This window comes from Enterococcus sp. 22-H-5-01, from assembly GCF_050310005.1.
GTDB classification, from domain to species: Bacteria; Bacillota; Bacilli; order Lactobacillales; family Enterococcaceae; genus Enterococcus_A; species Enterococcus_A hailinensis.
Genome location: NZ_CP189994.1, coordinates 95,940 through 116,466, shown reverse-complemented (window position 1 = coordinate 116,466; position 20,527 = coordinate 95,940). Strand labels below are relative to the sequence as shown.

Genomic DNA, 20,527 nt, shown 5'->3' with positions numbered 1-20,527 from the left:
CCAGAAAAACTAACAGTGTTAGTTTTTTCTCTTGCATCTTTCAATAAGACATGATAATCTAACACCGTTAGTCAAGCTAACGGTGTTAGATTTATTTTGAAAAGAGGTTTTTTAAATGGAACAAATGATGGACGATTCAAATGAATATTTATTGAAAGAAGCGCCTGTGAAGAAGGCGGTATTGAATTTATCGGTCCCTATGATGATCGGTACATCGGTTGGTGCGATCTACAATGTCGTGAATGCTTACTTTATCGGTTTGCTTCACAACACCCACATGATCTCAGCAATAACGATCGGAACGCCCGTATTTATCGCATTGATGGCGATCGGAACTATGTTTGGAGTCGGCGCAAGTACCTATATCACCCGTTTGATTGCAGTGAAAAATACCGCGAAGGCAAAAAAAGTAGCCGGTTATGGTTTTTATATGAGTTTAATCGTTGCTCTTTTATTGGGGGTGATCGGTGTCGTTGCGATTAATCCTTTGTTAAAACTATTAGGTGTTGATGCTGCGATGCACAGTTATGCGTGGCAATATGTCGTGACTCTTTTAGTCACCGGTTTTACTACTACGATCAATTTTACCTTGGAACAAGTCGTACGTTCAGAAGGCGCGGCGAAGGAATCAATGTACGGCATGATCATCAACGTCGGCGTGAATTTGCTTTTTGATCCGTTATTGATTTTGTTTTTACATCTGCATGTAATTGGTGCGGCATTAGCGATCGGCGCTGCTAATTTAGCTTCTATGTTGTATTATCTTTATTATTTATCTAGCAAAAGCGAACACTTGAAAGGTTTTGCTAGTCATATCTTTTTATCATTAAAAGATCAAATCGAAGTCTTGAAAATCGGGGTTTCTGAATTGATGAATTCTGGATTTATGATTATTTCAACCTTATTATTGAATATCTACGCTGTTCGTTATGGTGACGATGTAGTAGCTGGTTTTGGGATCGCCACTCGTTTAGTACAAGTGCCACAATTTTTAGTCATGGGCATTTTCTTTGGTGTGATTCCTTTATTTGCTTACAACTATTCAAGTAAAAACAAAGAACGCTTAAACGCTAGTTTCAAAACAGCCTGTGCTTTTATTACCTTGATCGTCTTTGTGTTTGTCTCATTGACTTACCTTTTCCGTTATCCGATTTTAGGTTTATTCACTGATAGTTCAAGTTTGGTTCAAGTTGGGGAATATATTTTGACTGCATCGCTTGCGACAACGATTTTTAATGGTTTTGCAGGCTTGATTTTGGGGATGTTTCAAGGAACCGGCAAAGGGTTGCCTACGATCATTATCTCAATCATCCAAAGTTTATTGATCATTCCAATCATCCTGTATATGAATAGTAATTTTGGTTTGCACGGACTTGTCTGGGCGTCTACAGTAACTGAATTCATCGCCTTTTTGATTGGGGTCGGCTTCTATTTCTATTATCGAAAAGATTTTCATACCGCTTGAGCATACAAAATACCGGTGATCTGCCGATATTTTTTTAGTTCGAGTAAGAAATAGCTAAGCCTCCAACCTTAACTTTCCCTTACATTCCACCAGATTTCTTCGTTTATGGGCTGATAGTTATTGTTTTGAGTGAATCGCTAGTACAATATACGTTTACGACAATTCTGGAAAGGTTTGATGATTGTCATGCCAAAAATAAAACGTAAGTCCCACGAAGTTGAGTCGGTGCTGGAAGAAGATATCGAGATCCAGGGGAAACGGTTCCGATTGTATTTTCAAAATCGTTACTCGATTCTGTCATTAACAGTGGATCTATTGACTGGTTTCTTTTACATTATCGGGAGTGTCGCTTCTTTGACACCGATCCCTGATCGTATCGGGATGTATTTCTATCTTACTGGTGCCATTTTTCTAACGATCCGCCCCATTTTACGAATCATCAAAAATATTTTTGTCTACGATGATTGGAAAGAAGATTCAAAATAATTAAAAAAGTTCGATACACCTGATAGTACCTTTTACACAGCAAATTTTTTACCAATGGTTCTCGCTCCTACTTATTTTGCTAGAATGATACAATAACAGTATAAATAATTAGAGCTGACTAAGCTTTATTGGAGGAGGTACTTTTATGCATTGGGCTTTTCAAATTGCAAATGAATTGATTGAAAAACATAAGGATGACCAAGCACCAATTACTTGTGCATCAGGTGTCAGCCCTTCTGGGTATGTCCACGTTGGAAATTTTCGCGAGATCGCTACAACATATTTCGTGACACAGGCACTGAAGAATCTAGGTGCAGCGCCTCGATATATTTTATCTTGGGATGATTATGATCGCCTGCGGAAGATTCCGAAAAATGTCAACGGGGTGGCAGAAGAAAATATTGGCTTGCCGTATACAAAGGTCGCTCCTCCAGCAGGTACAGATACAAATGCCGTTTCCTATGGGGATTACTTTGAGCAGCTATTCATTGATGATTTAGCAAAATTAAATATTCGACCAACATTTATTTTTGAAACGAAACGTTACGAAGGCGGAGCTTATGACGAAGAGCTTGCACTAGTCTTAACTAAACGAAAAGAAATCTATGATATTCTAAGTCGTTTTCGGACGGAACCTGCAAATGATGCCGAGCGGGAAAACTACTACCCTGTTTCTTTATATTGTGACCAATGCGGACATGATAGTACGACGATTACTAACTATGATGAAGCGACTCAAACGTTGTCCTATGAATGTAAAAAATGCGGACATGCGGGTACTCAAACGATTGGACAGCATCAGCACATCAAGCTTCATTGGAAGGTCGATTGGCCGATGCGTTGGCGCTATGAAAAAGTTGCTTTTGAACCCGGTGGCAAAGATCATTCGTCAAAAAATGGAAGCTTCGATGTAGCCAAAGCGATCGCCAAAGAAATTTTTGATTGGAAAGCCCCGCTATATCAACCATATGATTTCGTCAATATCAAGGGTGAGACAATGAAAATGTCCAGCTCAACGGGCAATATTTTGACCTTACCGGATTTATTATCGATCTATACGCCCGAATTGGTTTTATATCTATATGCTAAATACCAGCCAAAGGCACAATTTGATTTAGGGTTAGACGATGATGTCTTACGGAATTATTCCGAATTCGAGCGGTTAGTTCAAAAAGCAAAAACCTCAGAACTAGATGAAAACAATCAGCAATTACTACAATTGACTGGAGTCGATTTAACGCAGAATTACCCAAGCTTCAACCACGTTGTCAGCATCTTATCAATGACAGCCAATGATGCTGCTATTGCCAAAGAATTACTTTTAAAAGAAGCAACTTACAACACAGAAGCGATCGATCATATCTTATCTCGTGCTAGTTATTGGATTGAAAACGATGCGACGGCTCGTTTAGTCTCGATCAACCAAGTACCGAACCAAGCCGTTTATGAACAGTTGACGGAACCGGTGAAAGCGCAAATCGTGAAATTCAAAGATCTCTTAACAACTAGTAGCACATTAGATGAGAATGAGTTGATGCAAGCCATTTACGATTTGACCGATGCAACAGATAAAAAAGAGAAGCGGATGGAACAAAAAGTACTTTTTACCGCTATTTATCAATTAACGTTAAACCAGGATCACGGACCACGAATTCCTCTACTGATTAAAGTTGTAGGTCCTGAGAAATTGCAGCAATTACTAGATTTCAATTAAAAAAAGATCGAGCCCTAGTTTTCAGGGTTCGATCTTTTTAGTTATTGCTATATGCTCGATAATTTACCATGCCTAAAGTAGTTTTGAATAATCGTGATTTGGCTTCTAATTCGATTCGGAATTTTTCAAATTCAGAAATGGTGTGTTTCTTTGTAGCTGTACTCGGTTGCTTGATTTGCTTATTAAAGATTTTTTTCATGCTGATTCCTCCTTTAAATTCATTCATGTCATTGTTGAAATAATGCTGGAACTGGCGCGATCGCAATTTCTTTTATCATCCAAACGAAATCGATCGTATGTTTTTAAAGGTCCAAAAAATGGGTTTGTACTTTCTTTTTTGATAAAAGGCTTGAGCAGTCTTACGCGCTGTCAAAACAATTCGGACATGACCTTGTGCTTGAGCAAATTCTTCACATTGTTCCATCAACTGATCGCCAATTTTTTTACCTTGGTACTCTGGTGAGACCGCGACTTGACGGATGCGGGCAATGCCAAAAGGATACAATTGCACCGCGGCTGTCCCTACAACTTCCCCTTGTTCGATTGCTACAAAAACTGTCAAATTTCTTTCTTGATCCCAATCTATTTTTCCGCCTAAAAGTTGTTTACGTAATTTTAGGGCGGCAGTATGCTCTTTGCTAAATAATTCAGCCTGTTCAATCTTCATCGCAAACGTCCTCCGTATTCCTAGAAATTTCTTATCCTTAACAGATGAGAAATAAATTTTTTAGTTGATCTGATTCGTTAGCTGCTATTGGTTCAATTACTGCTTTTATCAAACCCATCAGCAGGAATCTTTTGTGTAAATATTAAGTAGAACTCTTTCAATTCGGTACCTATTTTTTAGGTACCTAATATTTAACTTGTTCTTAGTATACTTCGGTACCTAATCATTGTCAATAAATAATTTCATTTAAATCATAAACTAAAAAATATTTATTTTTAATTTTAAAAATAATTCCATAAAAAAACAAATGAACTCAAACTGATCATTCTCATTCAACTGATTTTTTGGACATTACTAAGGGACTGTGCCCCGATATTTTGTTGCTAAATAAATTCGGAGCAATAAGTGCAGTCGGTTCCAAGCCGTATACTTTGGCAAAAATGGAAACAATTCTTGCAGAATCTCCTGCCATTCTGCATGCGAAAAATAGCCTTCAAACTGAAAATAAAAGCGTTTGAAGGCAGCGACTTGACGGTATTCTTTCTTTATATAAAGATTGCGAACCAACTCGCAACACGGATTTTCAAGCTCTTCATTCCCTAATGCTCCACGGACTTGGAGCATCAGGATCAATCGAACCAGTGTTTCAGCATCTTTTTTTTCTGCATAAAAGACAGTGATTCGTTTTTCTAGTGTTTTTGGTTTCAAATGAAACAATTGGCGAATCGTAAAGGGATGCTTATTCATTAGCTCGACTCCTTTCTCCTGCTTCACTCTAACTAACGAATCTTCGACATGTCGTGTTCAAAAAATTTGCTATACGAAAAAAAACGGTAAATAATTTTGATTTCTAAGCTTTAAACCAAATTTTTTTTGTTCACTTCACAAACACCGTTCAATAAAAAAAGAAAAATAAAAAAACAATAATCTTTATTCAATTGACTTTTCAAAAAACATAATACGACCTAAAAGAAAATAAAAATAACAATTATAGATAAATAAAAGAGTTTTATGTTTTTGACTTACACGCATTTTCTACAAATAGCACATACTTGCTTTATTCAGATCTTTAAAGAAAAAACAGCGTTTATGGATAGTGGAAAAAGAGCGAAACAGTCTCAAAGATAAAAGACTGCTTTTATTAATTTGCTGATAAAAAAGAAGGCGTGTCGTTTTTTACCGCATGAATTATAGTGAAGATGAAATTACTATTTTGAAGGAGGAAACATTCATGAAATCATTTGTTCAAACGGAGTATTTAGATGACAGACAGTGGTCCGATCTTTGGTCAGCTTCACTTCAACGAGCTACACACCTTTCGATCCATTGATGGTCGATGAAATCAATGTGATCTTACCAATACCTGAACATAGCGGTGTTCTGATTTTTACGGACAAGCAGCTCTATCATAGTGACGATAGTGGTTTGACTGTTTTGAATCATTTTTCAAATGCTCATCGTTTTCCTCTGTATAAAGATAGTCATCGCTACCTGAATGCTCTAGGCTGCGGCACCCACTACAAAACACCGTGGCTCTGTCCATTTTTTACTTTACTGCCACTCGAAGATACGCGGCGAACAATTTGGATCAATCCGTTAAAAATCGCGAATACGAAACAAGCTGACAATCGTTGTTACCTCGAATTGTGTGATGGCTCGACTCTTGTTTTACCATTGCTTCAGCGAAGTGTCCGACTCCACGCCGCCCAAGCTTGTTACGCACTCGCTTTGTTGCGCAGAGATTTATTCCGTTTTGTCAAAAAAGCCGATACGCCTTTAGCTTATCTAGAATTACCTAATACCCCTTTTGCACGTTTACTAGTCAAACGTCCGCTGTTATCTCAATTCACACATCCCATTACCGCTTTTAGTCGGCACTATACTAAAGTTACTTTTCTGGCACGCTATGAAAAATTAGAAGCGGAGCCAACAGAAATCGATTGGTCTTTATGGTGATAAAAACTATGGCGTCCTAGGCTTTATTTTAGCTGTCCCAAAATAATTATAGTTTGTCAAAATCCTTGTTTTTCCCCAATCAAAAAGTGTATAGTGATAAAACATTTTAATTTTTGGGGTGTTTAAACTAATGGTAAATAATCGCTATGAACAATTAAAAAAAGCCGAATTAGGTGCGATCATCAGTATCGTAGCTTACATTTTGATCTCGATCTTAAAACTGACGGTTGCTGATCTGGCGCATTCAGAAGCATTACGCGCGGACGGTTTGAATAACTTTACGGATATCTTAGCTTCAATCGCTGTTTTGATCGGCTTAAGGATTTCGCGTAAACCGGCAGATGCTGAACATCGCTATGGTCATTGGAAAGCCGAAAATGTCGCCAGTTTAGCGACCTCGTTCATCATGTTGTTAGTGGGACTGGAAGTCTTATATAGTTCGGTACAATCAGTGATCCAGCATAAAACGGAATCACCAGATATGACTGCAGCAATCGTGGGAATTTTTTCAGCAATCGTGATGTACGCTGTTTATTTCTTTAACAAGCGCTTATCCGAAGAAGTCCAAAGTTCCGGTCTGCTAGCTGCTGCCAAAGACAATCGTAGTGATGCTTGGACAAGTATCGGGACCGCCGTTGCTGTCTTCGGCGCTTCGTTCAATTTAGGTTGGTTGGATAGTGCTGCTGCGATCGTTGTTGCCTTGTTGATTTTAAAAACCGCGATCGATATTTTTCGCGACAGTGTCTTCTCACTTTCAGACGGGTTTGATGAAACCCAATTGACTCGCTATACGCGTGCGATCGAACAACTGCCAGAGATCCGAGCAGTCAAAAGTATTAAAGGTAGGAGTTATGGGGCTAATATTTATTTGGATGTCACCGTCACGATGAATCCACAGCTGACCGTCAAAGAAAGTCATGACATTGCAGATCAGATTGAGGAACTATTACAAGAAGAGTTTCAAATTTTTGAGACTGATGTACACATAGAACCCTCCGAGTCTTAAGACTCGAAGGGTTCTTTTTCATTGATTATTTTAAGATTGCGATTGAATTTATAGACTAAAAAAATCGAGCGCAAGTACAGATCCAAAGCGATCGATAACCAAATACCGGCGATTCCTAAACTTAAATATTTCGCTAAAACAATTACACCGACGACCCGAATGCCCCACATTCCAACAGCTGTACTGTACAAAGGGGAACGTGTATCGCCCATTCCTTGGAGCGATCCAACAGTGATCAAACTGATCGCAAGCCCAGGTTGTGCAAAAGCGTCGATTCGTAAAGCCGTGACGATTTGCTGAATAGCTGAGTGATCGTGGGTAAATAAACTGGCAAAAAAAGGGGAACCAAAAAATAAAACAACTCCTAAAAAAGACATGAAAATCACACCGTATTTTGCGGCATTATAACCATATTTTTTGGCTAATAAAGGATTGTTCGCCCCAATCGCATGACCGACCAAAGTCGTTGCAGCAGTTGCCAGTCCATAAGCCGGCATATAAGTAAAACTTTCAATATTTCCTGCGATGGAATGTGCCGCAAATGTCTTGGCTCCGATACTGACGATCAAACCAAAATAAAGGACTTGACCTAAGCGCATCACCAAGCGTTCCAAAGTTGCAGGGATCGATAATTCGATCAACGGTCGAAAGCCTTTAAGTGAAAAAAAACGAGACCAATCTAAGGGACTGCTTGAGGATTGGACTTTACGATAGAGTAAAAAACATCCTAAACAGCGAGCGATAACTGTTCCCAACGCTGTTCCTAAAATACCCAAAGCCGGGATCGGTCCCAATCCAAAAATCAAGATATAATCTAAAACAATATTACTTAAATTAACGACGACACTGACTTTCATTGGTGATTTGGTATCACCTGTCGCCCGCAAAATACTACCAAAAATCGTCATCAAACCCATTACGACTGCCGCGCCGCCAACAACCATAAAAAATTTCAGTGCTTCATGAAGGACCGAAGCTGAGGCGCCCATCACTTTTAGTAAAGGATTTCCAAAAAAGAGCGAAAGCATTCCTAATACTAGACTGATCGCTACTGTTAAAAGTACTGCTTGATTGGCTATACTTGTCGCTTCCGCTTGTCTTTTACCGCCAATTTTCTGTGCGATCAAGGCCGAAGCCCCTACACCTAAAGCAATAAATAGAGCTAAATAGACATTTAAGATCGTATTTGCGATTCCCACCGCTGTAACTGCGATCAATCCGATTTTTGATACCATCAAAGCATCTACAAATCCGACCGCTGTCTGTAATAAATTTTCGATAGTTGCGGGAATCGCTAATTGTAATAATTTATTTTCTTTCAATGACTCCATCTGATCACCTCTCTTACAGCAGCTTGCTGTACTGATGGATCGCTTTACGTAAACTTTCTAATTCCGATTCAGCTTTTCCACTTTCGATTGCATTCATAAATGTATGATCCGCGTGCGCTTCTAATAATATCTGCGAAATTTTTTGTAAAGCTGATTTCGCTGAATTTAATTGTATGATGACTTCATCGAACGGTTTTTCTTCGACGATCATTTTTTTGATTCCGCCGATTTGCCCTTCAATGCGATTGATCCGTTTTACAAGATTCTCTACTTGATGATCTGGTTGATGTGACATATTGTCTTCCTCCTTTTCAAGATATGGCATATACCCCCATACCCCATATAAGAAGTTTAGTCCTCTCTTTATCTAAAGTCAACGACTTACAAATTTAGAAGGCTATCTTTTTACTTTTTATTTATTCCCGATCTTTTTGCCGTACATTATATAGAAAGACCATTATCATCATTCGCGATTTTTTGTCATTTTATAGAAAAAATGACAAAAGTTATGAATAAAATGTTGACAAAGTCCTTGTCCGTCTGTAGACTGATAAGAAATTAATTTAAATATTCCGAAAATTCCGAACAAGGAGGTGAAGACCATGAAACGCACTCAAAATCTATCAACTGCCGTCATTATTTTATTATGCTAGGGACTTTTTTGAGTGATCAATCAAAAAGTCCCTATTCACATTGCATCAAAAAGAAGAACTTACTTCTTTGATGGAATGTTTTTTTATACCTATTTTTGATCAATTAGCTTTTGAACGCCGTTTAATAAAACGAACGATTTCGTGTTCCACCACTCTAAAGTCGATTCTTTTGGCCTACTGCTTTCTTTGCGGCCAACAGGATTTGGAAGGAAGAAACCTCATATGAAAACCGTTAATGCGATTGCTGCTTTTGTTAACAAGTACCTGATTTACATTATGATTTTATTGATGATCGTTTCTTATTTTTTCCCTCAGCCGTTTCTATGGATCCCCGCTCGAACAACAAATTTATTGAGTATCATCATGTTTTGTATGGGGATGACTCTAAATTTTGATGCTTTTAAAATGGTCGTAGTCCAACCCAAGGCCTTTATCCTCGGTGTGATTTTTCAATTCACGATCAGTCCATTGGTCGCTTACGGATTGGCTCAACTATTTGGACTGTCATCTGGCTTGATTATCGGCTTTGTATTACTTGGCTCCGTTTCTGGCGGGACAGCCAGCAATGTGATGACTTTCATTGGAAAAGGTGATGTTGCTTTGACAGTCTCCATGACCACCATCTCTACTTTATTGGCGACTGTCGTAACACCTTTTTTAACTTTTATCTTGGCAGGAAAATACACGCATATTTCATTTGTACAAATGCTGCTGTCTGTTTTGCAGATGGTTTTAGTTCCAATTGTTTTAGGCGTTATCGTGCATAAACTAATCGCTAAATATATTGAACAGTGGCTGCAAACATTTGTCTTAGTTTCTTCCGTCAGTATCTTATTGATCGTTGCAGGGACCGTTGCTAAAAATGGTTCTGTCATTGTTCAGTCAGGATTGATTTTGATCTTACTAGTCTTGATTCATAATTTGTTCGGTTATGGTGCTGGATATGGCTTGAGCCGCCTGCTAGGTGTCAGTGCCAAACAAGCCCGATCGATCATGTTCCAATTAGGAATGAAAAATACCGGCTTAGCGATTTCACTCGCCACAGCTCATTTTGCTACCATTCCTGCTGCTGTCACTCCCGCTGCCGTGGGCATGGTGATCCATCAAATCACTGGTCCGATTCTCGCTAACCTAGTCGCAAAGAAAGAAGGAAAAGTATATGAGTCAAACAATTTTTTTACCAAGCTATACTATCGGTACAGACGCCTATAATCACATCACTGAAATCGTTCAAGCTTACGGAAAAAAAGCCGTTATGATCGGCGGAAAAAAAGCTTTAGCCGCAGCAGAACAAAAAATTACATCCGCCATCACAACAGATATTGAATTAACGGATACCCTTTGGTACGGCGGCAACTCAACATATGAGAATGTTGATGCGTTAGCCAATTCCCAAGCAGTCCAAACAGCTGATGTATTATTTGCAGTCGGCGGAGGTCGTGTCTGTGATACGGTTAAAGTCGTGGGCGAAAAAATTGGAAAACCCGTTTTTACTTTTCCAACGATCGGGTCAAATTGTTCACCGGTAACTGCTGTATGTGTTATGTATACTGAAACAGGCGAAATGCAAGGTCTCTTCTTTCCATCTAAACCACCGACACATGCCTTTATTGATACCGCAATTATTGCTGCAGCTCCTGATAAATACCTATGGGCTGGTATCGGTGACGCTCTTTCAAAACAAGTCGAATCAAGTTTTTCTGCTCGGGGCGACCAACTGAACCATACGGATGGCTTAGGGATTCAAATTGGAAAAATGTGTACCGACCGCTTGTTGGACTATGGAACTCAAGCATTAAAAGACAGTGCTGAAGGAAAAGCATCCTATGCGATCGAGCAAGTCGTTTCTGAGATCATCGTGACGACGGGATTGGTTTCTGTTTTGGTGATCAATGATTACAATTCTTCAATGGCACATTCCTTCTATTATGGGACGACCGTCTTGAAAAAAATGGAAGAATACCTACACGGAGCTTCTGTCAGTTATGGCGTCTTAGCCCTACTGAAACTCGATCAACAAGAAGAACTTTTTGAACGCATCTACCAATTCATGCAAGAAAATAACTTGCCTGTCTCCTTAGCTGAAATGAATCTAAATACAACTTCAGATTTGACCGCTATTTTAGACAAAGCAATGACGACCAATGACATCGTTCATAGTCCTTATGAAATCACTCGAGCCATGTTCGAACAAGCCATTATGGATGTGGAAGCTCACAAAGTAGCCGAAGAAACAAGAATCGGATGATAAAAAGCCCTAATTCTCTAGAGAATTAGGGCTTTTTTTATTCAGTAGTTGAGAACAGCTTCTTTATTGATCTAATAAGTAATAATAAAGCAGCCTTTTCCATCATTCCCTTTTTTTCCTGGATTTCCTTTTATCCCAGCAACTCCAAGGTTACCAGATTTACCAAATTTCCCAGAATTTCCTTTTCTACCCGGATTGCCTCCAAGAAAGTCTGTTCCTTTTTGGTACATTTCAGTGGCAGAATGATTTGTCTTAGGATAAACGATTGTTTTTGCATATGCTATGTTTCCTATACAAATACTACCAATTATACTACCCATTATTAATAATCTAACTAACCCCTTTTTCAAAAAAGACACTCCCTTATTCATAAAATAAAAATAGTTCTTTATAAGGAAACCATATAATTTGATCATCTTCAACACTTGTCTATTTTAAAAATTATATAAAAACATAAAAAGTTACTTTAATGTTATTTTAACCCTTTCGCGAAAGTAGATAAGTATCTATAGACTTCCTATCTCGTTCTATTCTTTTATGTCTAGTTATTTAAAAATATACTCTATCTAAGTAAAATCACTCAAATATATCCACATAAGCATATTGCTGATCAAGTTTATTTAAAATAAAAAAAGTATCCCTTTTTCTTTTAAGGGATACTTTTTTATCTGAATTAAAATAATGATTCTTTATAAACACCTCAGATACTTAGTATATATTAAAAATTAGCTATTTGCTGCATCTTTAGACTTCTTCCAATAATATAAACTACTTAAAGCAAGCAGTACAACTGCTCCTAAAATAGTAAATAGATTACTTTGGCTTTCACCCGTTTTAGGATATTCCTTATTATCTGAAGTAACTTGAGCCTTAGAATTTCTCTCATTATTTTTAATAATATTTTGATTTAATTGGTTACCCAATGCCCCAGGACGATTTATCAATTGATTAGTTGCTTTTTTATCTAGACCTCCATTCGTATCTTTATCTACCTTACTATTTTCTTCTTTTACTGTATCTTTTACATAAAGATACGTAATAACTTGATCTACATCAGTAAATACGCCAGTAGCATTTCCTTTAATCTCTTTAAATGTATAGCCTTTAATATTTAATTTTTCGGTTGAGTATTTTTCTCCGATTTCTCCTTGCTTTGTAATAGCATTATGGATAGTTTTTCCATCAACATCTTGGTAATTTACAATTACTTTACCTGCTACTATTGGTACGGGTTGTGTAATCGATATACCACATTATATGTTCCTTCTTTTGTTGTATCTACTTCATTGACAATCGCAATGAACTCGCCACCATTGTTAGTATCACCATACGGTATCTCTTGATCTCCTCTATAAGCTGTCGCATAATTTTGAGGTTCAAACACATCGCCAACATTTAAATGTATCGTACGGTTTGGTACTTCAATGCGATCTGAACTGTCAACGATAACCGTCATTGACTCATCTACGGAACTCCCTGACGGGTTGTGTAATCGATATACCACATTATACGTTCCTTCTTTTGTTGTATCTACTTCATTGACAATCGCAATGAACTCGCCACCATTGTTAGTATCACCATACGGTATCTCTTGATCTCCTCTATAAGCTGTCGCATAATTTTGAGGTTCAAACACATCGCCAACATTTAAATGTATCGTACGGTTTGGTACTTCAATGCGATCTGAACTGTCAACGATAACCGTCATTGACTCATCTACGGAACTCCCTGACGGGTTGTGTAATCGATGTACCACATTATACGTTCCTTCTTTTGTTGTATCTACTTCATTGACAATTGCAGTAAACTGCCCTCCATTACTTTCACCATACGATATCTCTTGATCTCCTCTATAAGCTGTCGCATAATTTTGAGGTTCAAATACATCACCAACATTTAAATGAATTGTACGATTAGGTATTTCGATATGATCAGTAAGATCAGCATCTACAATAGAACTAGTACTCGACGTTGTTTCAGCAAAGGTACTCAGCGGAAAATAAAACTGTGTGAAAAAACTACATGTGACTAAACAAATTACAACTTTTTTACCTAACGAATTTTTCTTCAAAAAAAAACACCTTCCTTTTGTTTTTTGATCATTTACAAAATTATTATTACATTTTGTTCATTTTTATTCAACATTTTTACAATGTTTTAGTTATTTTAAACATAATAAATAATCATTTTTTGTTATTTAAGTTATAAACATTTATTATAATTATATATTTTTAAAATGAATAAATACGCTAGTTATTATAGTTTAAAAAACATTTTCTACCCTAACTATGTTTAACTCTAAAATACTAATAGGCTAAAAATTTATAATTTTATGTTGTAAAAATGAATAAAAAATATTTTTATATTGGCAGGAATGCGTATCAATCTTTACTAAAATATATCCAATATATTAACTACGATTTATACATCACATCGGATCACGAATTTTCATTCTCTCATAAATCAGTTTAATTATTTTGTCTATACGAATTAGCTGTTCAAAGTTTGAAGTTTGAAGCTAATAACAGCCAATTTTCATTATAAGAATATTCAAACTTTATTTAAAAAACAAAAAAGCTTTCCTTGATGGAAAGCTTCTATATATTAAATTAAACGATTTTTTTGTTATTATAGTCTGCAAGTATTGATTTAATCAATTTAACTTCCTTATCTGTAAATAAAGTTGCGGTACTTCTTAACTCAGAAATTCTATCTTCATGAATTTTAGTTTTTTTTGCTAATGAAGCATCAGACATGCCCGAGGCGTTGAATAAATCAACAACATGTTCTAATTTTTTTTGAGATTGCATACATAAAAGAAACACTATAAATGGAATTATTACTAAAAAAATATGAAACCCAACAGAATAGACATAAGTATGATAAACACTTTCAGGTATAAATAAGTAATCCACAAAAAACGCCATAGAGATAAGAATCGCATTCATTTCAGCTATATTCAAATATAATCGTTTCATTACTACGCACCTCCATCTTTTTTAACTAAATTACTACTAATAAATTCTCTAGATTACTCTTGAAAATATATTATCTGACATTTAGAAATTAAATAATTCCAAAAAAATATTATTAATTTTTCAAATGAATCAAAAAATATTTATATCCAAAACAAATTAACCTCAGTATTTATTATTTTCAGCTTATTCTTCAATCCACTTTGCTTTAAAGAATATCTCCCCCATACCATAAGATATTATAAATTGCATCTAAAGCTCCCACTAATCATCAATCAAAATTATTCAGAAAAAATAATAGGTATATATATTCAAAAGTTGTTCTAAAAGTTATATATATTAATAATAGCATATTGGTATACCTTTATCAAACAGCTTTTATATAACAAAAAAATAAAGGACAGCCAATAGATGGCTGTCCTTTTCTAATTTCTTTTGTATAGCTCATGTCCTTCCGGCGTTACACCGATACATTCGACATAACGTGATAAAACACCGTTTGTTACCACGCCTTTAAAATGTTGTTCTAATTGTTTTGATTTATCTTCTGGACAATTTTGCCAAGAATCTAATTCAGTTACTTGAAATGTTTGTCCTGAATGTGTGTGTCCAGCGTCTTTAATTAAATCAACTAACCATTTACCCAAGTGGTAAAACCTCCTAAATGATACTTTAGGTAATAATCATATCATTAATGAAAAGACAACAAAAACCTGATTTAGTTTTATTATTTAAGTTAAATTGACCAAAAATCTTACGTTATTGATTCACCTCAAAATAGTAAGGTAATCGACAATAAAGCTCTTGTATCACTAATTAAGACCACCTTACTTTCATTCTTTGAAAATTTGGCAGCTGTCTATGAGCTACATGAAAATAACAATTGATGTCATAACCTTTAGACAATTTGTGTAACCTTTCGATAGGAAGCTGTGTGATTTGTATTTTTAATATCTCCAAATTTAATTTAACAGTAGCTTTGCAGTATTATCAGAATTTATCACTGAAAAATTGGATATCACTAACTGCTTATTACTATTGATTTCTCCTTCAGCCTTGATCAGGTATTTGCCATCTGGAAACATGGAAATTTTTTTGACTAGCTTGGGCTCTACTGCAATACAATTAAACGATTTCAAAAGCGTCATCAAATCAAACTGAACAATTGAAGCCGAAATGTTACCCATCCGAATATTTTTCAACAACCCTATTTCTTCAAACATCATTATTTTCCTTTCCAAAACAATTTAATTTTGCTTGTTCACCGTATCGCTACAAACAGAACCATTATAAACCAAAATAATTCATTTATAAACAAAATAATTACTATTTTTAAACATAATGACTTTGTACACAAAAAAGTAACGTATTAAAAACGAATAGTTTTTAATACGTTACCAATAATATCTCTTCAATAACAAACTTAGCTCGAATAAAACTTGCTTATCATCTTTTAGTAATTTTAGTTTCACTTATCTTTTTTGCAATTTGATTGATCGTTTCAAGTTCACGATCAGATAAATTATCAACTAGCGTCAATAAGGCTTCGTTACCTGCAAATTTATCTTTCACGATTTTTTTTGTTTTATAGCGTGTTTTTTCTTGGTTCAATTTTTTTAAAATTTCTTCTGATAAGCTCACTGAAGCGTATATTCCAGAAATAGCCGCAATACTAAGCCCGATACCGATTTTTGTACGTGTCTTCATTATAAATCATTCCTATCTTCATTATTGATCATCATTAATTTAACCATCGATTTAATCCAATTTCGCTTTTTTTGTTCCCTTAAAATACAAGAAAGAGGATCCTATCATAAGAACCTTCTTCCTTGTATTAATTAATAGTAATTACAAAATCATCGTTTGTTCAATCAAACATTTTTTTGGCTGCTTTTAGCAATGTAGGAATATCTTTGTCATATCTTGGCGTTTTAACTAATTTAGACATTGGGACTCCAGCAAAATGAAACGCAGCGATTTCTCCAGAACGAACAGCGCTTTGTTCAGTGAAAATCATTTGATAAGGCTGTTCTACAAATTCACCAGTAAAGGCTAAATTAGTCGAATGTTCTGGGATTACTTTAGGTCTATCTATTTTTGCACGATTATTAAATAGCGCCGAAGCATACGGCATATATACAGGTATATTGTTAACGATACTTTCTAGAATCGCTTCTTCTTTTTCAGCAATATTGACCGGACCAGGATCAACTTTAGACAATTGCCCTATTAATTCCTGTGCCATTTCTTTACCAGTCATTTGAATGTATTCTTTTTCAACAAACTCTCCTTGACGTCTTGGATACAAGAAATAGCCCCAAATGACGGTTTCATTAGGTTTTTGTGTTGTAAAGTGTGGTTGATGATGAACTACGATCGACATATTGACGTCCTTATGGCCTAGCGGTGTAATTGGTGTGGTTGAAATGAATGAGTTTAGCGCATTACCTGGCGTTTGCGTCGTAATTCTGACAATTTCATTTAATAGTAAATGATCTTTAGTCGTCAGAGTAAAACTTACCCATTCACTTGCATCGCGGTCAGCAAAGAATTTATCCGCATTTCCTAGGTTATAGAATTTTTTACTGATATTTTTCCAAAGACTCGACGCAGCCCCATAGTCCATATTTTCAGCTGCCGGTGTGTTGTAATCCCCTAACGTAGCTGAATCAGTAATTGAACCATTTGTAAAAATGACGGCGGTATCATCATCTATCGTTAAATAATGATCTTCATTTGTGACAGTATCCGTCATCTTGATACCTGTTACTGTAATTTCATCTTGCATTTTAGTTTCTTTAAAATCAAAATCAGTTACCAATCGATTTAGAACGATTTCACAGCCTTGATCTTTCAAATAATTGATCAAAGGCAACATGATACTTTCAAATTGGTTGTATCTCGTACGATTGACACCAACTAAATGTTCGATTTGGGTGAATTCATAAATCATTTGATGCATATAGCGACGGAACTCTTGAGCAGAGCTTCTGGTTCTAAAGGCAAAAGTTGTTTCCCACATATACCAAAAATTCGTTTCAAAAAAGTGTGGATCATCCTTGAAGTATTGAGCAATTGTAACATTATCTAATTTTTCTTCTTCGGAATCAGGCATTGAAATCAATTTGGTCAATAATTTACGATCCGTATTATCAAACCCTAATTTTCCACCATTAATAATTCCTTTACCACCTTCAAGTAGACGTGCGATGTCATAGGTCCGATGGTTTGCATCAAATTCCCTAGTATCTTCTTCCGCCGTCATATGAGGCTCTGTCGCAGATGGAATTCTGCTTAATAAATCCATTAAATCCACATACGTACGATAATTTAACATTCTACCGCCACGTGCGATGTAGCCTTTAGTATTTTCCATTGGATGGTTTTCATTCCAATATTCATCGGTCACTGTATCTGTGGGTGCTCCATCGTTTGATCCATGATCATCTAATGAATAAAATTTTATTTGGGATCCGCTCCAACCGCCTTCTTGAATTAAATAGACGGCCGCAGCCATATTAGCAATGCCGGCCCCAATCATTACAGCTTTATTTTTTCTCATAACAAATTATCCCTCATTTCAAATCTTTATTTACTGGTATCATATTCATCGTATAGATGATCATCATTTTTGAGTAATCCTGTTTTTTTCCCTAAAATTAAACCACTAATTGTCAATAACCCGATACTTAATAGAAATAATTTATTCTTCATAAAAAATACCCCCTTATTTACTAAGTTGTCCTTACACTTTGATTTTAGAACCACCGATATTTAATTACAAATCTAAGCACTTTTATCTTTTCAAAATATAAACAAATTACTTAAATTGTCTAAATTAGTCAGCAAATATAGCTAAAATAACTATTCATTCGGTATCATCAATATTAATGTTCACTTTTTCGTTGAATAAATACTCTGTGTATATTGGTACAAATTTGTTTGATTATTAACTAAAAAACCTATCAAATAAATGATAGGTTTTCTTCTATTGTTCCTTATTCCGTTAGAAATTTATTGATGGCTTTAGCATTTACTTCTGTATCAATCTCTAATACTGATCCACTTGGGGTATCATCATTGAATTGCCAAGAGTTCTCGATGGGAACCGATAGGGCCTCCATTTCTTTATTACTGCCTAAGGCAAAATCTTTTCCAACACTTAGAATCGTCTTTTCTGGAATATTGGTTTCCACATAGCCTAATAATTTACCGATTGTTTTAGGCAGTCTACTTAGCGAAGTTACGTCAGTCACTTGTTGTGAAATGGAGATAGTACTTGTTGCTGTCGTCTGATACGACCAAAATCACTTTCCTCATCCTCTCTAAAACGAGAGTATTGTAACAACGTATTACCATCCATTTTTTGTTTTCCAGCTTTTATAAAAACACCGTCTAAATCTAAATCTTTTTCCGCATCGATCGTAACTCCTTTAGGAAATAAACTATCGACAGCTTCTTTAAAGTGATCAAAATTGATGATCACATAATATTCTATCGGAATATCAAAATTTTCTTTTAACGTCTTTCGAACCAACTCTACTCCGCCATAGGAATACGCCGCATTTATCTTATCCATCCCATATCCAGGAATATCCACATAACTATCACGCATCAATGAAACAAGTTTTGGCTGCTTTTTCTTTTGGTCGTAATGCGCGATCATCAAAGAATCCGAACGTCCCGCATCCTCTCGTCGAGAGTCAGTTCCGATGATCAATACATTCAAATCATTTTGATCGCTTGCTTCTTCCCCGTTGAAAGAAACGGCCTGTTTAGAATGGTCTTGCTTCGTTGAATCGTATCCTTGAAGAAAAGAAAAAACAAGGTAACCTTCTACGATCACGATAATACCTAATATAATTAGAATAACTTTTTTAAAAATTTTCATTCCCAGATCCTTTCTTGTCACTCACATCTATCTATTAAAATTAACGAATAGATCGTTAATGTAACATTCCAAAAATACCAATTATAACCATTAAGGCTGCTGTTTTTTTAATATACTATTACAATAATACACTTTGGATCTAAACGCTATATTAATAACAAAATATTTGCAAGAACTTCGGTTATTTTTAAAATCAAGACTAGAAACTACTTAAATATATTCAAAAAAAATAATCCAGTCTCTTAAATTCTCTTAGTTAATAATGACCGTTAAAAGTCCCAATAGTTCTGAATATCTCACAGATTACGTCCACTTATTCTGTTGCAATAAAAATAGTTTTCAATACGGATACTGGATTTTTTTCCAATAGGTTACTATTTTACCAGACCCAGCTTCTTCATAAAGTAGATCAAAATTTTGGGGAATGATCTTTATTCCTTACTTTGAATTGCTCTCAAAAAGTATCTCGTAATCCGCCTGCATTAATAAGCTTTATCTTATTCGAATATAGCATTTGTTAATAACGAAACTGCTTTTCGTCATTCATTTATTTTGATATTCTTCGGATAGATCTTGTTATCGCTGATAAAAGATTACATTATTATATAAAGTCATTTTTATTAAAATAAAAAACAGGAATATTTTGCATAAAGATGGCCTTATATGATGATGCACTCACTCTACTACTTTTTTTAATAAAATGGGTTAGTAGCTATTTTTTATTGAAAGGATCGGTCAAAATTGGAAAATTCACTTCAAATAAAAAACACTATTCATGAATTGTACAATCTTCTATCGAAACGAACAAATCCGTCCCCCGAACTTTTAGATATTACAGATGTTTTATTGCAAGTATACTTAAAAATAGATACCTCTAACAATCCACCCGCATTACTCAATCGCTTAGTCAATTATATCCGTACGCTTTCTTTAAAAGGTCGGCTACACTATTCAGCGGAAGAAGAAAACTTGCTTATCCAACTTGGTTTATCCAGCCAGCCAGCCGGATTGAACGGCCTATATAAAGCCGACTTTTCGGACAAATCGCAATTTTATACTTGGTCAGAAAAAATTCCGCGCCATTCATAACTAAATAAAAAAAGTGTCTCTAACTCCTTCGTTAAAGACACTTTTT

Annotated in this window: 22 protein-coding genes and 2 pseudogenes; 8 read left to right on the top strand and 16 right to left on the bottom strand. The window is 35.7% G+C overall.

All coding sequences use genetic code 11. From position 1 onward, the window contains the following. Nucleotides 1-115: 115 nt before the first annotated feature. From ACQKTA_RS11505 to lysS, 3 genes are all read left to right on the top strand, one after another. On the top strand, nt 116-1,465 hold the full coding sequence (locus ACQKTA_RS11505) for an MATE family efflux transporter (RefSeq protein WP_427814819.1): 1,350 nt from the start codon (nt 116-118) through the stop codon (nt 1,463-1,465). 186 nt (nt 1,466-1,651) lie between these two features. Then, nucleotides 1,652-1,951, top strand: a complete 300-nt coding sequence (locus ACQKTA_RS11500; protein WP_427814818.1) for a YrhK family protein — start codon at nt 1,652-1,654, stop codon at nt 1,949-1,951. A 145-nt stretch (nt 1,952-2,096) separates the two neighbouring features. Beyond that, on the top strand, nt 2,097-3,665 hold the full coding sequence (lysS, locus tag ACQKTA_RS11495) for a lysine--tRNA ligase (RefSeq protein ID WP_427814817.1): 1,569 nt from the start codon (nt 2,097-2,099) through the stop codon (nt 3,663-3,665). 37 nt (nt 3,666-3,702) lie between these two features. Here lysS and ACQKTA_RS11490 read toward each other — a convergent pair whose 3' ends face one another. The 3 genes from ACQKTA_RS11490 to ACQKTA_RS11480 all read right to left on the bottom strand — a co-directional run bounded on the left by ACQKTA_RS11490 (nt 3,703) and on the right by ACQKTA_RS11480 (nt 5,079). Further along, a complete protein-coding gene (locus tag ACQKTA_RS11490) occupies nt 3,703-3,864 on the bottom strand; it encodes a hypothetical protein (protein WP_427814816.1) in 162 nt (53 codons plus the stop codon). A gap of 75 nt (nt 3,865-3,939) precedes the next feature. Next, the gene (locus ACQKTA_RS11485) at nt 3,940-4,332 is read right to left on the bottom strand and encodes a GNAT family N-acetyltransferase (RefSeq protein WP_427814815.1); all 393 of its coding nucleotides are present in this window, start codon (nt 4,330-4,332) and stop codon (nt 3,940-3,942) included. 354 nt (nt 4,333-4,686) lie between these two features. Next, complete coding sequence (locus ACQKTA_RS11480; RefSeq protein WP_427814814.1) at nt 4,687-5,079, bottom strand: hypothetical protein; 393 nt, start codon at nt 5,077-5,079, stop codon at nt 4,687-4,689. 525 nt (nt 5,080-5,604) lie between these two features. On the opposite strand from ACQKTA_RS11480, the gene ACQKTA_RS11475 reads away from it, so the two are divergent. Together ACQKTA_RS11475 and ACQKTA_RS11470 are read left to right on the top strand one after the other, a co-directional pair. After that, the gene (locus tag ACQKTA_RS11475; protein ID WP_427814813.1) at nt 5,605-6,288 is read left to right on the top strand and encodes a hypothetical protein; all 684 of its coding nucleotides are present in this window, start codon (nt 5,605-5,607) and stop codon (nt 6,286-6,288) included. A 130-nt stretch (nt 6,289-6,418) separates the two neighbouring features. Then, complete coding sequence (locus ACQKTA_RS11470; RefSeq protein ID WP_427814812.1) at nt 6,419-7,294, top strand: cation diffusion facilitator family transporter; 876 nt, start codon at nt 6,419-6,421, stop codon at nt 7,292-7,294. Here ACQKTA_RS11470 and ACQKTA_RS11465 read toward each other — a convergent pair. Both ACQKTA_RS11465 and ACQKTA_RS11460 read right to left on the bottom strand, forming a co-directional pair. Continuing rightward, a complete protein-coding gene (locus ACQKTA_RS11465; RefSeq protein WP_427814811.1) occupies nt 7,291-8,625 on the bottom strand; it encodes an MATE family efflux transporter in 1,335 nt (444 codons plus the stop codon). The genes ACQKTA_RS11470 and ACQKTA_RS11465 overlap by 4 nt on opposite strands. A gap of 13 nt (nt 8,626-8,638) precedes the next feature. Then, entirely contained in the window at nt 8,639-8,920 is a 282-nt protein-coding gene (locus ACQKTA_RS11460; protein ID WP_407855338.1) for a metal-sensing transcriptional repressor, read from the bottom strand. Nucleotides 8,921-9,500: 580 nt separating this feature from the next. Between ACQKTA_RS11460 and ACQKTA_RS11455 the strand changes: the two genes are divergently transcribed. Together ACQKTA_RS11455 and ACQKTA_RS11450 are read left to right on the top strand one after the other, a co-directional pair. Beyond that, on the top strand, nt 9,501-10,490 hold the full coding sequence (locus tag ACQKTA_RS11455) for a bile acid:sodium symporter family protein (RefSeq protein WP_427814810.1): 990 nt from the start codon (nt 9,501-9,503) through the stop codon (nt 10,488-10,490). Continuing rightward, on the top strand, nt 10,438-11,526 hold the full coding sequence (locus ACQKTA_RS11450) for an iron-containing alcohol dehydrogenase family protein (RefSeq protein ID WP_332581693.1): 1,089 nt from the start codon (nt 10,438-10,440) through the stop codon (nt 11,524-11,526). The genes ACQKTA_RS11455 and ACQKTA_RS11450 overlap by 53 nt, the downstream gene beginning before the upstream one ends. Nucleotides 11,527-11,597: 71 nt before the next feature. Here ACQKTA_RS11450 and ACQKTA_RS11445 read toward each other — a convergent pair whose 3' ends face one another. The 11 genes and pseudogenes from ACQKTA_RS11445 to ACQKTA_RS11395 form a co-directional block, all read right to left on the bottom strand. Next, entirely contained in the window at nt 11,598-11,942 is a 345-nt protein-coding gene (locus ACQKTA_RS11445; RefSeq protein ID WP_427814809.1) for a hypothetical protein, read from the bottom strand. Between the two features lie 309 nt (nt 11,943-12,251). After that, a complete protein-coding gene (locus tag ACQKTA_RS11440) occupies nt 12,252-12,470 on the bottom strand; it encodes an LPXTG cell wall anchor domain-containing protein (protein ID WP_427814808.1) in 219 nt (72 codons plus the stop codon). A 93-nt stretch (nt 12,471-12,563) separates the two neighbouring features. Continuing rightward, nucleotides 12,564-12,731, bottom strand: a pseudogene (locus ACQKTA_RS11435) (MucBP domain-containing protein); the annotation flags it as partial. 14 nt (nt 12,732-12,745) lie between these two features. Then, nucleotides 12,746-13,597, bottom strand: coding sequence for a hypothetical protein (locus ACQKTA_RS11430; RefSeq protein WP_427814807.1), 852 nt, complete (start codon nt 13,595-13,597; stop codon nt 12,746-12,748). A 538-nt stretch (nt 13,598-14,135) separates the two neighbouring features. Beyond that, nucleotides 14,136-14,504 (bottom strand): hypothetical protein, encoded by a 369-nt coding sequence (locus ACQKTA_RS11425; protein ID WP_427814806.1) that lies wholly within the window; start codon nt 14,502-14,504, stop codon nt 14,136-14,138. A 422-nt stretch (nt 14,505-14,926) separates the two neighbouring features. Next, nucleotides 14,927-15,148: a hypothetical protein gene (locus tag ACQKTA_RS11420; RefSeq protein ID WP_427814805.1), complete on the bottom strand. Its 222-nt coding sequence runs from the start codon at nt 15,146-15,148 to the stop codon at nt 14,927-14,929. A 315-nt stretch (nt 15,149-15,463) separates the two neighbouring features. Next, nucleotides 15,464-15,724, bottom strand: coding sequence for a hypothetical protein (locus ACQKTA_RS11415; RefSeq protein WP_427814804.1), 261 nt, complete (start codon nt 15,722-15,724; stop codon nt 15,464-15,466). Between the two features lie 223 nt (nt 15,725-15,947). After that, nucleotides 15,948-16,208 (bottom strand): hypothetical protein, encoded by a 261-nt coding sequence (locus tag ACQKTA_RS11410; protein WP_427814803.1) that lies wholly within the window; start codon nt 16,206-16,208, stop codon nt 15,948-15,950. Nucleotides 16,209-16,368: 160 nt separating this feature from the next. After that, complete coding sequence (locus ACQKTA_RS11405) at nt 16,369-18,063, bottom strand: oleate hydratase (protein WP_427814802.1); 1,695 nt, start codon at nt 18,061-18,063, stop codon at nt 16,369-16,371. 26 nt (nt 18,064-18,089) lie between these two features. Further along, a complete protein-coding gene (locus tag ACQKTA_RS11400) occupies nt 18,090-18,215 on the bottom strand; it encodes a methanol dehydrogenase (RefSeq protein ID WP_427814801.1) in 126 nt (41 codons plus the stop codon). Between the two features lie 284 nt (nt 18,216-18,499). Further along, nucleotides 18,500-19,392 (bottom strand): annotated as a pseudogene (locus ACQKTA_RS11395) (LCP family protein). A gap of 741 nt (nt 19,393-20,133) precedes the next feature. Between ACQKTA_RS11395 and ACQKTA_RS11390 the strand changes: the two are divergent. Then, nucleotides 20,134-20,481 carry a bacteriocin immunity protein gene (locus ACQKTA_RS11390; protein ID WP_427814800.1) on the top strand — a complete coding sequence of 116 codons (348 nt, stop codon included), beginning with the start codon at nt 20,134-20,136 and terminating at the stop codon, nt 20,479-20,481. Nucleotides 20,482-20,527: the final 46 nt, after the last annotated feature.

Bases quoted from the DNA above. Each gene is read 5' to 3' on its own strand.
- ACQKTA_RS11415 (WP_427814804.1), bottom strand. From the start codon at position 15,724: ATGTTTGAAGAAATAGGGTTGTTGAAAAATATTCGGATGGGTAACATT.
- ACQKTA_RS11445 (WP_427814809.1), bottom strand. From the start codon at position 11,942: ATGATCAAATTATATGGTTTCCTTATAAAGAACTATTTTTATTTTATG.
- ACQKTA_RS11455 (WP_427814810.1), top strand. From the start codon at position 9,501: ATGAAAACCGTTAATGCGATTGCTGCTTTTGTTAACAAGTACCTGATT.
- ACQKTA_RS11460 (WP_407855338.1), bottom strand. From the start codon at position 8,920: ATGTCACATCAACCAGATCATCAAGTAGAGAATCTTGTAAAACGGATC.
- lysS (WP_427814817.1), top strand. From the start codon at position 2,097: ATGCATTGGGCTTTTCAAATTGCAAATGAATTGATTGAAAAACATAAG.
- ACQKTA_RS11490 (WP_427814816.1), bottom strand. From the start codon at position 3,864: ATGAAAAAAATCTTTAATAAGCAAATCAAGCAACCGAGTACAGCTACA.
- ACQKTA_RS11480 (WP_427814814.1), bottom strand. From the start codon at position 5,079: ATGAATAAGCATCCCTTTACGATTCGCCAATTGTTTCATTTGAAACCA.
- ACQKTA_RS11505 (WP_427814819.1), top strand. From the start codon at position 116: ATGGAACAAATGATGGACGATTCAAATGAATATTTATTGAAAGAAGCG.
- ACQKTA_RS11410 (WP_427814803.1), bottom strand. From the start codon at position 16,208: ATGAAGACACGTACAAAAATCGGTATCGGGCTTAGTATTGCGGCTATT.
- ACQKTA_RS11465 (WP_427814811.1), bottom strand. From the start codon at position 8,625: ATGGAGTCATTGAAAGAAAATAAATTATTACAATTAGCGATTCCCGCA.
- ACQKTA_RS11500 (WP_427814818.1), top strand. From the start codon at position 1,652: ATGCCAAAAATAAAACGTAAGTCCCACGAAGTTGAGTCGGTGCTGGAA.
- ACQKTA_RS11400 (WP_427814801.1), bottom strand. From the start codon at position 18,215: ATGAAGAATAAATTATTTCTATTAAGTATCGGGTTATTGACAATTAGT.
- ACQKTA_RS11425 (WP_427814806.1), bottom strand. From the start codon at position 14,504: ATGAAACGATTATATTTGAATATAGCTGAAATGAATGCGATTCTTATC.
- ACQKTA_RS11485 (WP_427814815.1), bottom strand. From the start codon at position 4,332: ATGAAGATTGAACAGGCTGAATTATTTAGCAAAGAGCATACTGCCGCC.
- ACQKTA_RS11470 (WP_427814812.1), top strand. From the start codon at position 6,419: ATGGTAAATAATCGCTATGAACAATTAAAAAAAGCCGAATTAGGTGCG.
- ACQKTA_RS11450 (WP_332581693.1), top strand. From the start codon at position 10,438: ATGAGTCAAACAATTTTTTTACCAAGCTATACTATCGGTACAGACGCC.
- ACQKTA_RS11405 (WP_427814802.1), bottom strand. From the start codon at position 18,063: ATGAGAAAAAATAAAGCTGTAATGATTGGGGCCGGCATTGCTAATATG.